The organism is Parahaliea aestuarii (genome assembly GCF_008064635.1).
GTDB classification, from domain to species: Bacteria; Pseudomonadota; Gammaproteobacteria; order Pseudomonadales; family Halieaceae; genus Parahaliea; species Parahaliea aestuarii.
On sequence record NZ_VRYZ01000002.1, the window covers coordinates 534,226 to 546,750 of the forward strand.

Here is a 12,525-nt window from a genome sequence, read left to right on the forward strand (position 1 = left end):
TAGCAGCGCCACCGAAAGGTTGAAACCTGCCACAAGCATCAGGCGACCTCAATTTCCAGGCGCAGGCCCGCCAGCGCATCGTCAACATACCCCGGCCAGTCCCCGGGCGACATTGCCTGGTAGCCTGTATCGCCCGAAAATGCGCTGGACAGCACAACATCGGGTTCAAGTCCGCGTATGACAGCCAGGCTATCGATCATGCCGCGGGCGTCTTCGACGGTGCTGAATCCCGGGATGTAACCGGCGCGCCAGTGCCCCTCTCCAGCGCAGTAAATCGTGTCGCCGGTGAACAGATACCGCTTGCCGGAGGCTGTCACCAGAAAACAGACGCTGCCCGGTGAGTGGCCCGGTACAGGCACCACCTCAACGTCATCCAGAAGTTGTTCACGCCCGGTGAACAGGATGTCGGGCTGGCAGTACTTTGCGCAATCCTCCTTTTCCAGTTCATGACAGCCGAGCTTCGCACCGAAGTTTTCGCGAACACGGCTCAGGCTCACGCCAAACTCATCCCTGTGGCTCAGGAAATGGTAGGAAACGCCCCCCAGTTCTTGCATTGCATCCAGCTCCGACTGGATTGATGTGGCGTAAAACAGCACATTTCCCCGATCACGCCGGAACAGGTAGGCGTGGGTCGTCAGGCCCGGAAAGGGGCTCTCGGTGGCGGTTTCCCATACATCAGCTTGTATCTGGCGCATCGCAGTTTCTCCTTCAATGACTGAATCTGCAGCGCACTGTAGAACCTGAACCTAGCTTGAGGTCAAGTCGGGAAACGCTTCCACCAATCCATTTTCAGCGCTGGTTGCCCTCGTCCATCAATTCCCGTACCGGGCGAATCTCCACACAGCCATAGCGTGCCGGGGGGATTTTTTCCGCCAGACGCAGGGCCTCGTTCATATCCCGCGCCTCCAGCATGTAGAAGCCGGCCAGCTGTTCCTTGGTTTCGGCAAAGGGGCCGTCAGTGATCAGGGGCTTGCTGTCGCGCACGCGCAGGGTGGTGGCGGTATCCGTTGACAACAACGGCGCCCCCTCGAGAAAGTGGCCGCTGGCCTGCAGCCCACCCACACAGTCCATGCACTCGCGGTTCAGTTCATCCCACTCGGCCTGCGACAGTTGCTGCATTTTCTTTTCGTCGTAATAGACCAGGCACAGGTATTTCATGCAAATCTCCTTCAGGTAGTTCGTGAGCCAACCAGCGCAAAGGGCGCGCCCTGGGGGTCCAGCCCGAGCACGGTGAAGTCGCCGCCGGGGATTTCGTCCGGGCCCTGCAGGATGTTGCCACCGCAGGCGCCGACGGTCGCGATGGCGGCATCGATATCTTTCACGCGAAAGTAAAAGTTCCACAGGGAACCCGGCGCTTCCTCCGGCTTGCGCATCACCGCGCCAATCACCCCGTTGTGACGAATGAACTCGTAAACACCCAACGGGCCGATGGGCATTTCGCCATCCTTGGTCCAGCCAAATTCGCCGAAGTAGAAGTCCTTGGCGCCCTCGGGATCCGCGGTCATCAATTCGTTCCAGGCACAGTGCCCCACCCGCGGGCACTCGGAGGCAAAGGCTTCACTGGGGGCTTCCTGGATACCCCTCATCAGGTAGAAGGGCACACCCTGGGGATCGGTCACCATGGCGATACGGCCCACCTCCGGGATATCCGTCGCCGGCATGTGCACGCTGCCACCACGCGCGGTAATGCTGGCGACACTGCTGTCGACATCATCCACGGCGATATACCCCAGCCAGACTGGCCTGGCCCCGGCGGCGGTCATCTCCGCGCTGAGCGGCATCACGGCGCCGATGGGGGTTCGTTCGCCGCTTTCCTCGTCAACCGCGTGGACGATGCGGTAGTCCATTCCCGGCGTCTGGCTGTCCGCAATGTCCCAGCCCAGCACCTCGCTGTAGAATTGCTGGGCGCGATCCGCGTCGGCGGCGCACAGTTCATACCAGATAAACTCGCCGTGTTTGTTGGCCATGTCTTCGCTCTCCTCGGGTTACAGACGTTACTGCCAGTAGTCGCGCCGCGACCGGCAAATTCGACAAGGCCGGCCACAACGCCCTGATTATTTTTCCAGCGCGGCCAGTCGCTTCTCCAGAAAGCGTCGCTCCGGCGCCTGCCGGGTGCGTTCGATGGCGGCGCGGTAGGCCTCTCGCGCCAGCGCCACCTGCCCCGCCCGGCGGTAAAGATCGGCGCGGGCCGCGTAGAGGAGGTAGTAATCCTGCAATTCACCGCGCACTTCGAGTTGCTCAATCAAGGCCAGGCCCGCAGCGGGGCCGTCACGCATGGCCACGGCCACCGCCCGGTTCAGCTCCACTACTGGTGAGGGCTGCAACTGCAGAAGCAGCGCATAAATCGCGGCGATCTCGGCCCAGTCCGTCGCGTCCGCATCGGGCGCCTCGGCGTGCAGGGCGGCAATAGCGGCCTGCAGGCCGAAAGGGCCGGGACGCTGGCCGTGCAGGGCCGCCACCACCAGCGCCGCGCCCTCCTCAATCTGGGGCCGCTGCCACAGGCTGCGGTCCTGCGCTTCCAGCGGTACCAGGTCGCCCTCTGCATCGACCCGGGAGGCGCCGCGGGCGTCGTGCAGGAGCATCAGCGCCAGCAGGCCAGTGACCTCGGGCTCCGGCAGCAGGGTATGCAGCAGGCGCCCCAGGCGAATGGCCTCCGCCGACAGCTCCGCCTGCAGCAGCGACTCGCCACTGGAGGCGGAATAACCCTCGTTGAACACCAGGTAGATGGTCTGCAGTACCCCGTCCAGGCGCGCGGCGAGCGCCCCGGGTTCCGGCACGGCATAGGGAATCGCGGCGTCGAGAATTTTGTTCTTGGCCCGCACAATGCGCTGGGCCAGGGTCGGAACCGGCACCAGGAAAGCAGCGGCAATGGCTTCGGTGGTCAGACCGCACACCTCCCGGAGGGTCAGCGCCACCCGCGCCTCCATGGACAGGGCCGGATGGCAGCAGGTGAAGATCAATCGCAGGCGATCGTCGCCGAAGGCGTCCTCGTCCAGCGCCTCCTCCTCGTCCTGCTCGTCCAGTTCGCGGGCCAGCTCGGCCATGGCGGTATCCTGGCGACCCCGCTTGCGCAACTGGTCGATGGCCTTGAAGCGCCCGGCGGACACCAGCCAGGCCCGCGGGTTGTCGGGCACCCCCTGTGCCGGCCACTGCTTCAGGGCGGCGGCGAAGGCGTCCTGCAGCGCCTCTTCCGCCAGTTCAAAATTGCCGTGCAGCAGGCGCAACAGGGTAGCCAGCACCCGGCGGGATTCCTCGCGGTATAGGGTTTCGATAAGCTGGCTGATGTGCTGATTCATGTTCATTCACTGCTGTTGTCCCGGCCACAGTATGGACCAGCAGGGTACACGCGGAGCAACGCCCCTGTCCTAAGGCAGTCACATTCCTTATCATAGCGCCTCGCCAAAGGCGCAATCCGGCCACCCAGAAAAGAGATTTATTCCCGTTGAATCAACCTGTTAGCCACACACCGATGATGCAGCAATATTTCGGCATCAAGGCGGAGCACCCCCACGACCTGGTGTTCTACCGCATGGGCGATTTCTACGAACTGTTCTACGACGATGCGAAGAAGGCCGCGGAGATTCTCGACATCACCCTGACCGCCCGCGGCAAATCCGGCGGTGAGCCCATTCCCATGGCCGGGGTGCCCTACCACGCCGCGGAAAACTACCTCGGGCGCCTGGTAAGAGCCGGGGTGTCGGTAGCCATTGCCGAGCAGATCGGCGACCCCGCCACCAGCAAGGGTCCGGTGGAGCGCAAAGTGGTGCGTGTGGTCACACCGGGCACCCTGTCCGACGAAGCCCTCTTGCAGGAGCGCGTGGACAACCTGCTGCTGGCAGTGAACAGCCGCAGCGAACACTTTGGGATCGCCTACCTGGACCTTGCCAGCGGCCGTTTCCGCGCCCTGGAAGTGGCGGGAGAAGAGGCGCTGGCCAGCGAACTGCAACGCCTCAACCCCGCCGAGACGCTGTATATTGAAAGCCTCTACCTGCCGGTGGTCACCGGCCGCCGCGGCGCCCGCAGCCAGCCGGAGTGGGAGTTCGACCTGGACAGTGCCCGCCGCGCGCTGAACAGCCAGTTCCAGAGCCACGACCTCAAGGGCTTTGGCTGCGACGACCTGGGCCTGGCCATCGGTGCCGCGGGCTGCCTGCTGCAATACGTCAAGGACACCCAGCGTTCCAGCCTGCCCCACATCCGCTCTATCAGCCACGAAAGCCGGGCCGAGAGCGTGATCATGGATGCCGCCACCCGGCGCAACCTGGAAATCGACCTCAATCTCGCCGGCGGCGACAGCAATACCCTGCTGTCGGTGCTGGACAAAGGCGTGACCGCCATGGGCAGCCGCCTGCTGCGGCGCTGGCTGCACCGCCCGCTGACCGACGTGGCGGTGCTGCGGGAGCGCCAGCAGGCCATCGCTGACCTGTGTCACAACTATCACTTTGAGACGGTGCGCGAAGCCCTCAAGCCGATCGGCGACATGGAGCGCATCCTGTCCCGGGTGGCCCTGCGCTCGGCGCGGCCGCGGGACCTCTCGCGCCTGTGTTCCTCCCTCGCCGCCCTGCCCCGGCTGCGCAGCGAACTGGCCCGGTGCGAAGCGCCACTGCTAGGGCAACTGACGCAACAGGCGGGCGACTACCCGGCGCTGGTGGACCTACTGCAACGGGCCATCATCGACAACCCGCCGGTGGTGATCCGCGACGGCGGCGTGATCGCCGAGGGCTATGACGCCGAGCTGGACGACCTGCGCCAGATCAGCGGCAACGCCGGCGACTACCTGCTGGACATCGAACGGCGCGAGCGCGAGGCCACCGGCATCTCCACCCTGAAGGTGGGTTACAACCGGGTGCACGGCTACTACATTGAGATCAGCCGGGCGCAGTCGGACCAGGCCCCGGACGCCTATGTGCGGCGCCAGACCCTGAAAAACGCCGAGCGCTTTATCACCCCGGAGCTGAAAAGCTTCGAGGACAAGGCCCTGTCCAGCAAGAGCCGGGCCCTGGCCCGGGAAAAGGCCCTCTACGACGAGCTGCTGGAGCAGCTGAACGCGGAACTGGCTGCCCTGCAGGACACCGCCGCCGCGGTCTCCGAGATCGATGTGCTGGCCAACCTCGCCGAGCGCGCCGACCAACTCGACCTGTGCCGGCCGGAATTCTGCGAAGAGCAGGTGTTTGAGGTCAGCGCCGGCCGCCACCTGGTGGTGGAGCAGGTACTGGACGAGCCCTTTATCGCCAATGACACACTACTCAACGACCGGCGCCGCATGCTGCTGATCACCGGCCCCAACATGGGCGGTAAATCGACCTACATGCGCCAGAACGCGGTGATCGCCCTGCTCGCCCACATCGGCAGTTTCGTGCCCGCCACTGCCTGCCGGCTGGCGCCGCTGGATCGCATCTTTACCCGCATCGGCTCGTCGGACGACCTGGCTTCCGGCCGCTCCACCTTCATGGTGGAAATGACCGAGACCGCCAACATCCTGCACAACGCCACGCCGCGCAGCCTGGTGCTGATGGACGAGGTGGGCCGCGGCACCAGCACCTTCGACGGTCTCAGCCTGGCCTGGGCGGCGGCGGTGGCACTGGCCCGGCAGGTGCGCGCCTTCACCCTGTTCGCCACCCACTACTTTGAGATGACCGCCCTGCCGGAGCAGTGCCCGACCATGGCCAACGTCCACCTGGATGCCACCGAGCACCGGGATCACGTGGTGTTCCTGCACCATATCCAGGAGGGGCCGGCCAATCGCAGCTTCGGCCTGCAGGTGGCCAGGCTGGCGGGCATCCCGGCACCGGTGCTGGCCGCCGCCCGCGACAAGCTGGCGGAACTGGAAAGCGGCGCTCCCGGCGGGCCGGCGCCGGCCCCCGGGGCCAGCGCGCCATCCGCCCCCTTCCCGGCCCAGGCCGAGCTGTTCGCCAGCGCGGAACCCCACCCGGCTGTCACCGCGCTGGAAGCCCTGGAAGTGGATGAACTGAGCCCGCGCCAGGCCCTGGACACCCTTTACCAGCTGCGGGCCTTGCTCGACAAAGGGTGACTTTCGGCAGCGTTTTTTCCACGTCTGCCGGAGAGATAAAAAGGCTTCAATTACAGTTGCTTAACAGTTAGAATGGCCGCCCTTTCAACACCGGCCCCACGGAAGCAGAGGCAGAAACGGCATGACATTCGTTGTTGGCGAACAGTGTATCAAGTGCAAGCACACAGACTGTGTAGAGGTGTGCCCGGTGGATTGTTTCTACGAAGGTCCCAATTTCCTGGTTATTCACCCCGACGAGTGCATTGACTGCGCCCTGTGTGAGCCGGAGTGTCCAGTGGACGCCATTTTCTCCGAGGACGAACTGCCGGAGGACCAGCAGGTCTTCCTGGAACTGAACGCCGAGCTGGCCGAGGTGTGGCCCAACATCACCGAGATGAAGGAATCTCCCGCGGACGCCGCCGAGTGGGAAGGCAAGCCGAACAAGCTGGAGCTGCTGGAGCGCTGAGCGCCTGCAACAAGCTGGACAGCATAAAAAACCCCGCCATAAAGCGGGGTTTTTCGTTTAGGGTGAGTTGAAATGGGCCCCCGCCTTCGCAGGGGGGACCGGGCTGTCATCAACTGAACAGGGATTCGCCGGTCAGCCCCTGGGTTTCCATGATCACCCGCAGGCGGCGCAGGGCCTCTACCTGGATCTGACGCACCCGCTCGCGGGTGAGGCCAATTTCCCGGCCAACCTCTTCCAGCGTGCTGCTTTCGTAGCCGCGCAGGCCGAAGCGGCGGGACACCACTTCGCGCTGCTTCTCGCTCAATTCCTCCAGCCACAGGGCAATGTTGTCGTTGATGTCGTCTTCCTGCAGCAACTGGGAGGGGTCGGAGACCTGCAGGTCGGCGATGGTATCGACCACGGTCCTGTCGGAGTCCTGCCCCACCGGGAGATCCACAGAGGTCACCCGCTCGTTCAGCCCGAGCAGCCGCTTCACATCCTCCGGCGGCTTGTCGAGCATGTCGGCGATCTCTTCCGCACTGGGCTCGTGATCCAGCTTCTGGGTCAGTTCCCGCGCCGCGCGCAGGTAGACGTTGAGCTCCTTCACCACATGGATCGGCAGGCGGATGGTGCGGGTCTGGTTCATGATGGCCCGCTCGATGGTCTGGCGAATCCACCAGGTGGCGTAGGTCGAGAAGCGAAACCCGCGCTCCGGGTCGAACTTTTCCACCGCCCGGATCAGCCCCAGGTTGCCCTCTTCGATCAGGTCCAGCAGGGTCAGTCCGCGATTGATGTAGCGGCGGGAAATTTTCACCACCAGGCGCAGGTTGCTCTCGATCATCCGGCGCCGGGCATCGACATCGCCCTTGCGTACCAGCCGGGCGAAGTATTTTTCCTCGTCGGCGGTCAGCAGCGGCGAAAAACCGATTTCATTGAGATAGAGCTGGGTGGGGTCGAGGGACTTGTCGACCGCGCGGCTGGACTTGGCGCGTTCGAAAGCTGCGTCTTCGTCAGTGTCGTTGCGCTGGGCCAATTTGGCAGGTGCGGGTTTGGCCGGCGCGGGCTTTCTGGCCTTGCCAGCCAACCCCGTTCCGGCGACCTTCCCCTCCGGGCATGAGGGTTCAGGCGTACTGCTGCTGCCCCGGGTCGTGCTTTTTTGCGACATCCGTTTCGAGCTTTTCTTTGGCGTTTCCACATCCATGGGCTATACCTCTTTTATCATCCAACGGAACGATTGAGAGTATTTCTCGCCGGTCAGCCAGATTACTCCCAATACCCCGGGCAGTTCAAGCGCGCTGCTACGGTTTGTTGTTTGCCAACGATATTCCATATGGAATGTAACTGCGACTTTCCTAGTTATCGCTAGCTCTAACGAGCGGGTAGCAACTGCAGCGGATCGACCGGTTTCCCGTTGCGTCGGATTTCGAAATGCAGCTTGACCGTATCCGTCCCGGAGCTGCCCTTCTCTGCAATTTTCTGCCCGCTTTTCACACTCTGCCCTTCCCTGACCAGCAGTCGGTCATTGTGGCCGTAGGCGCTGAGGTAGGTATCGTTGTGCTTGACGATCAGCAGTTCGCCAAAACCCGCGATGCCGGTACCCGCGTAAACCACCACACCTTCCGCCACCGCTACTACTTCCTCGCCACGATTGCCGCCGATATCGATGCCCTTGTGCACCGTGCTGGAATAGCGTCGCACCAGCGGGCCGCTCGCCGGCCAGCGCCAGGCGCCGACCGCCTTTTGCGGCGGGGCCGGCGGCGGGGGTGGCGATGCGTCGACGGCGATAACCTTTTTACCGGAAGCCGGTGAAGGTTGTGTGACAGGAGGTTTGGTGGCAGAGGGTTTGGAGGTCGAAGGCACCGTGCGCGCCGACTCGCTGCGGGAGGCCGCAGGTGTCCTGACCGGCGCTGCCTTCAACTGCAGCAGCTGGCCGGGATAAATGGTGTAGGGGGCGGCGATGCCATTGGCTGCCGCCAGCGCGCGAAAATCAAGGCCGTTGCGCCAGGCGATGGAATACAGGGTGTCGCCCCGGCGCACCCGGTAGCTGCCCGGCGCGGGCGCTTCAGATGAGCGGTATACCGGTGGATTGTGGCGCGGCGCCGGGCTGTTGCGATCTTCAATCGGCGCCCGCGGCGGGCTGCCACAGGCGGTCAGGCAGCACAGGAGAAGGCAACAGTACAGCTTGTCTGACACGGCCCCTCCTTTGCCTCAGGTGATGCTCCCTCGCGGGTTCAGGCCCGGTTCCAGCGAGTATCGATAAGCCACACCGCAAGGCCGCCGGCCAGCGCCAGGGCAATGCACAGCCACAGTTGGGGATCTTCCCCGGTGAGTTGCAGAAAACGTCCGGGCAATATCGGCACCTGCTGCACCGGGCGCATCTCGCCGCCAGCACCCTCTACCCAGTCGAGCGCTTCCTTCCACGGCCAGACCACCGCCAGGGAGCCAAACAGAAAGCCGGTGAGCAGGGCCAGAGTGCCCGGGCGCTGGTGCCTGAGCAACCAGTGCAGCAGGCGCGAGAAGCACAGCAGGCCGCAGGCGGCACCGGCGGCAAATACGGCGATGAACTCCAGGTCAAAGGATTTCAGGGCATTCAGCACGACCGCGTACATGCCCAGCAATACCAGGATAAAGCTGCCGGAGATGCCGGGCAGGATCATCGCGCAGATGGCGATAAAGCCGGCGCCAAACACCGCCGGCAGGCCGGCACTCTCCAGCCCCAGGGCCGGCGAGAGGGCCACCGCCAGCGCGAAGCCCGTGCCCGCCAGCAGGCAGGCTATGCGGGCCGGATTCCACGCGCCGACCTGCCGCAGCAGGACCAGGGCCGAGGCCAGGATCAGGCCGAAGAAAAAAGCCCACAGCGGCACCGGGTGGGTTTCCAGGAGCCAGGCAATCAGCCGAGCCAGGGACAGGATACTGGTGGCAATGCCCGCCAGCAGTGTCAGCAGGAAGGCGCCGTCGACATGCTGCCAGGCGTCCTTGATCCGGCCTTTCAGCACCAGCCCCAGCAGGGCCAGGTCGAAGGCCCGGATGGCCCCGAGCAGGCGATCGTAGATACCGGTAATAAATGCCATGGTACCCCCGGACACCCCGGGGACGATGTCGGCCGCGCCCATCAGCACACCGCGCAGGTAGATGCCCAGCCAGCCCACTGACTAGCGCTCCGTGCCGGGGCGCAGGGGAACGAAGCGCACGGCTTCGACGATCTCGGTAACAAAACCCTCGGGGCGGCGGCAAACCACCTGCAGGTGCTGGGTACGTCCGCCCACCGGAATCACCAGGCGCCCGCCCGGAGCCAGTTGGGCCAGCAGTTCGCGGGGGATTTCCTCCGGCGCCGCGGCGCTGAGAATGCCGTCGAAGGGCCCCTTGTCGGCCCAGCCCAGGGTGCCATCGCTGTGCCGCAACTGCACATTGCGCAGCTTGAGCTGGCGCATGCGGGGGCGGGCCCGGTCCAGCAGGGCCTTGATGCGCTCCACGCTGTACACCTGGTCCACCAACTGGGCCAGTACCGCCGTCTGGTAGCCCGAGCCGGTGCCAATTTCCAGTACATTGGCGCGCGGGCCATCGGCCAGCAGCAGCTCGGTCATGCGGGCGACGATATAGGGTTGGGACAGGGTTTGCTGGTAACCGATGGGCAGGGCGGTATCTTCATAGGCCCGGTGGGCCATGGCCTCATCGAGAAAGAGGTGCCGCGGTGTGGTGCTCATCACGTCCAGCACCTGCTGGTCGCGAATGCCCTGTTCGCGCAGGCGCTGCACCAGGCGCTCCCGGGTGCGCCGGGAAGTCATGCCAATACCGTTGAGGTCGACGCTACTCACTGCCGTCACCAAACGCAAAGTCCCCTGTTGAATAGTCTATTATCTGCGCCAGTACGGCGGTGGCGTAGCTCCCGGCCCCGAGGCTGAACGCCAGCTGCAAGCTGCCATCATCACAAAACTGCCAGCAAAAGTCATCCGGCAGGGCGCGCGCCGGGCGGTAGTCGAGGCTCAGGCCGGCGTCCTCCAGAAAGCGGCAAATGCCGCTCTCCGGGGCCAGTATTTGCGCCTGCTGCGCCAGCCGTTCAGGCCCCTGCAACGGCTCTCCACGCCCCCACAGCGGCAGTGCCGGATGCAGGTCGCCGGCTGCGGCGCGAGCGGCGATATCCGCGTCCACCTCATTGCAGGCGAAACGGCTCCGGGTGCCCTGCAGGCTGCACACATCGCCGGGCAAAACCGTATTCCAGCTGCCCTCTGCCACCCGCCGGGCCAGCAGGCGATTGAACAGCAGCGAGCGCAGCGCCGACAGGTACAGTCCGCGGCGCGTGCGGGACAGCTTGCGCCGGGGGCGCTCGGCCCATTGCCGGGCCTGCACCAGAGTGTTGCCGGCGCGGCCAAAGCGCTGTTCGCCAAAATAGTTGGGTACGCCGCCATCCCTGACCCCCTGCAGACGCGCCAGCAGGTCCTCGCGCTCGCCCTCGACCTGACGCAGGGTCAGTGTGAACTGATTGGCCCGGTGCACGCCCCGGCGCAACTTGCGGCCATGCCGGCTGGCCGCCAGCACACTGACCTCGCCACTGCGTTCCAGTTGGCTCCAGTCCGGCTCCGCACGCCCCGCCAGGCCAACGCTGAACCACTGGCTGGTCACCGCATGCCGGTCCTTCATGCCGCTGAAACCAATATCTCGCAGCGCCACTCCCGAGATTTCCGAAATGCGCTGGGCCAGGTCCGCGGTGTTCAGGCCGCGCTTTTGCAGGTGGAGAAAGGCGTGCTCGCCGCTACCATCGGGTTCAAAGCCCAACTGCTCGCGGACGATGAAGTCCTCCGGGGACTGGCGGATCAGGCCGCGGGCGCTGGGCGCCGGGCCGGCAGTGGGCCAGGTCTCGTTCATCGCGGTTGCAGCAGCACCACGGCGTGGGCGGCAATGCCCTCCCTGCGCCCCGTGAAGCCCAGCCCCTCGGTAGTGGTGGCCTTGACATTGACCTGCGCCTCAGCGGCCTCCAGGTCGGCGGCAATATTGGCCCGCATGGCAGCGATATGGGGCGCCAGCCTGGGCGCCTGGGCAATCACGGTGGCGTCCAGGTTCCCGAACTGCCAGCCGGCCGCTGTCACCTGGGCCATCACCGCCCGCAGCAGGCCGCGACTGTCAGCCCCGGCAAAGGCCGGATCGGAGTCCGGGAAGTGGCGGCCGATATCGCCGGCGCCGATGGCCCCCAGCAGGGCATCGCAAATGGCGTGCAGCAGCACATCGCCGTCGGAGTGGGCCACCAGGCCCGCCTCGAAAGCAATGTGTTCGCCCCCCAGCACCACGTGGTCGCCGGGGCCAAAGCGGTGGACATCATAGCCGTGGCCGATTCGCATCAGTACGTCTCGCTGCTCTTGCTGCATCTCATGTCGCTGCATCTCATGTGTTCAGTGCTCGCAGGTACCATTCAGCCAGCGGCAGATCCGCCGCTACTGTCACCTTGAGGTTGGCAGGGCTGCCTTCGACCAGTTGCACCGGATGACCGGCCCACTCCATGGCGGAGGCCTCGTCGGTAACCGCAACGCCGGCGGCCAGTGCATCAACCAGGGCCGCGCGCAATTCGCCGAGGCGGAACATCTGCGGCGTCTGGGCGCGCCAGTAGTGATGGCGGTCCACGGTCGCCTCCACCTGTCGGCCGTCGACCGCGCGCTTCAGGGTATCCACCACCGGCTGGGCGAGAATGCCACCTTCGTCCACCGCGGTGACCGCATCGATCAGCGCCTGCAAATCCCGGGCAGCCAGGCAGGGGCGCGCCGCATCGTGCACCAGCACCCAGTCTTTCTCATATGCAAATTCTTGCAAGCCATCGAGCCCCGCGAGGACCGAATCTGCCCGCTCGGCACCTCCCGTTACCCGCAGCACGCGCGGATCGGCCAGCGCCGGCAGGGACCCGGCCCACTCATCCTCAGGGTGCAGGGCCACGGCGACCCGCCGGATGTCGGCGCAGTTCAGCAGGGCGCGCAGACTGTGGGCCAGCAACGGTTCGCCGGCCAGCGGCAGGTACTGCTTGGGCAGCCCTCCCCCCATGCGCCGACCGATACCGGCGGCGGGAATCACAGCGTACAGCGCCATCTGG

The 12,525-nt window shown here is 65.1% G+C and carries 13 protein-coding genes; 2 read left to right on the top strand and 11 right to left on the bottom strand.

The features are described 5' to 3' along the window. Nucleotides 1–38: 38 nt before the first annotated feature. The 4 genes from FVW59_RS06610 to FVW59_RS06625 form a co-directional block, all read right to left on the bottom strand. A complete protein-coding gene (locus FVW59_RS06610; protein WP_148063432.1) occupies nucleotides 39–695 on the bottom strand; it encodes an MBL fold metallo-hydrolase in 657 nt (218 codons plus the stop codon). A 94-nt stretch (nucleotides 696–789) separates the two neighbouring features. Then, nucleotides 790–1,158, bottom strand: coding sequence for a YciI family protein (locus FVW59_RS06615; protein ID WP_148063433.1), 369 nt, complete (start codon nucleotides 1,156–1,158; stop codon nucleotides 790–792). An 11-nt stretch (nucleotides 1,159–1,169) separates the two neighbouring features. Continuing rightward, nucleotides 1,170–1,967, bottom strand: a complete 798-nt coding sequence (locus FVW59_RS06620; protein WP_148063434.1) for a VOC family protein — start codon at nucleotides 1,965–1,967, stop codon at nucleotides 1,170–1,172. 87 nt (nucleotides 1,968–2,054) lie between these two features. Continuing rightward, nucleotides 2,055–3,296 carry an RNA polymerase sigma factor gene (locus FVW59_RS06625; RefSeq protein ID WP_148063435.1) on the bottom strand — a complete coding sequence of 414 codons (1,242 nt, stop codon included), beginning with the start codon at nucleotides 3,294–3,296 and terminating at the stop codon, nucleotides 2,055–2,057. A gap of 173 nt (nucleotides 3,297–3,469) precedes the next feature. On the opposite strand from FVW59_RS06625, the gene mutS reads away from it, so the two are divergent. Together mutS and fdxA are read left to right on the top strand one after the other, a co-directional pair. Then, a complete protein-coding gene (gene mutS, locus FVW59_RS06630; RefSeq protein ID WP_148063575.1) occupies nucleotides 3,470–6,028 on the top strand; it encodes a DNA mismatch repair protein MutS in 2,559 nt (852 codons plus the stop codon). Between the two features lie 121 nt (nucleotides 6,029–6,149). Then, nucleotides 6,150–6,473, top strand: a complete 324-nt coding sequence (gene fdxA, locus FVW59_RS06635) for a ferredoxin FdxA (protein WP_148063436.1) — start codon at nucleotides 6,150–6,152, stop codon at nucleotides 6,471–6,473. Nucleotides 6,474–6,582: 109 nt separating this feature from the next. On the opposite strand, the gene rpoS is transcribed toward fdxA, so the two are convergent. The 7 genes from rpoS to ispD form a co-directional block, all read right to left on the bottom strand. Further along, a complete protein-coding gene (gene rpoS / locus FVW59_RS06640; protein WP_148063437.1) occupies nucleotides 6,583–7,536 on the bottom strand; it encodes an RNA polymerase sigma factor RpoS in 954 nt (317 codons plus the stop codon). 284 nt (nucleotides 7,537–7,820) lie between these two features. Further along, entirely contained in the window at nucleotides 7,821–8,645 is an 825-nt protein-coding gene (locus FVW59_RS06645) for a peptidoglycan DD-metalloendopeptidase family protein (protein WP_246139656.1), read from the bottom strand. Between the two features lie 38 nt (nucleotides 8,646–8,683). Beyond that, complete coding sequence (locus FVW59_RS06650; RefSeq protein WP_222711440.1) at nucleotides 8,684–9,601, bottom strand: DUF368 domain-containing protein; 918 nt, start codon at nucleotides 9,599–9,601, stop codon at nucleotides 8,684–8,686. A 3-nt stretch (nucleotides 9,602–9,604) separates the two neighbouring features. After that, the gene (locus FVW59_RS06655; RefSeq protein ID WP_246139657.1) at nucleotides 9,605–10,267 is read right to left on the bottom strand and encodes a protein-L-isoaspartate(D-aspartate) O-methyltransferase; all 663 of its coding nucleotides are present in this window, start codon (nucleotides 10,265–10,267) and stop codon (nucleotides 9,605–9,607) included. Then, nucleotides 10,260–11,315, bottom strand: coding sequence for a tRNA pseudouridine(13) synthase TruD (truD, locus tag FVW59_RS06660; protein ID WP_148063438.1), 1,056 nt, complete (start codon nucleotides 11,313–11,315; stop codon nucleotides 10,260–10,262). Before truD ends, FVW59_RS06655 begins: the two co-directional genes overlap by 8 nt. Next, on the bottom strand, nucleotides 11,312–11,785 hold the full coding sequence (ispF, locus tag FVW59_RS06665) for a 2-C-methyl-D-erythritol 2,4-cyclodiphosphate synthase (RefSeq protein WP_148063579.1): 474 nt from the start codon (nucleotides 11,783–11,785) through the stop codon (nucleotides 11,312–11,314). The genes truD and ispF overlap by 4 nt, the downstream gene beginning before the upstream one ends. Nucleotides 11,786–11,828: 43 nt before the next feature. Next, nucleotides 11,829–12,521 carry a 2-C-methyl-D-erythritol 4-phosphate cytidylyltransferase gene (ispD, locus tag FVW59_RS06670; RefSeq protein ID WP_148063580.1) on the bottom strand — a complete coding sequence of 231 codons (693 nt, stop codon included), beginning with the start codon at nucleotides 12,519–12,521 and terminating at the stop codon, nucleotides 11,829–11,831. Between the last annotated feature and the right edge of the window lie 4 nt (nucleotides 12,522–12,525).

What these genes read in the sequence shown, in the direction of transcription:
- FVW59_RS06610 (WP_148063432.1), bottom strand. Translation starts at nt 695, where the DNA reads ATGCGCCAGATACAAGCTGATGTATGGGAAACCGCCACCGAGAGCCCC.
- FVW59_RS06615 (WP_148063433.1), bottom strand. Translation starts at nt 1,158, where the DNA reads ATGAAATACCTGTGCCTGGTCTATTACGACGAAAAGAAAATGCAGCAA.
- FVW59_RS06620 (WP_148063434.1), bottom strand. Translation starts at nt 1,967, where the DNA reads ATGGCCAACAAACACGGCGAGTTTATCTGGTATGAACTGTGCGCCGCC.
- FVW59_RS06625 (WP_148063435.1), bottom strand. Translation starts at nt 3,296, where the DNA reads ATGAATCAGCACATCAGCCAGCTTATCGAAACCCTATACCGCGAGGAA.
- mutS (WP_148063575.1), top strand. Translation starts at nt 3,470, where the DNA reads ATGATGCAGCAATATTTCGGCATCAAGGCGGAGCACCCCCACGACCTG.
- fdxA (WP_148063436.1), top strand. Translation starts at nt 6,150, where the DNA reads ATGACATTCGTTGTTGGCGAACAGTGTATCAAGTGCAAGCACACAGAC.
- truD (WP_148063438.1), bottom strand. Translation starts at nt 11,315, where the DNA reads ATGAACGAGACCTGGCCCACTGCCGGCCCGGCGCCCAGCGCCCGCGGC.
- ispF (WP_148063579.1), bottom strand. Translation starts at nt 11,785, where the DNA reads ATGCGAATCGGCCACGGCTATGATGTCCACCGCTTTGGCCCCGGCGAC.
- ispD (WP_148063580.1), bottom strand. Translation starts at nt 12,521, where the DNA reads ATGGCGCTGTACGCTGTGATTCCCGCCGCCGGTATCGGTCGGCGCATG.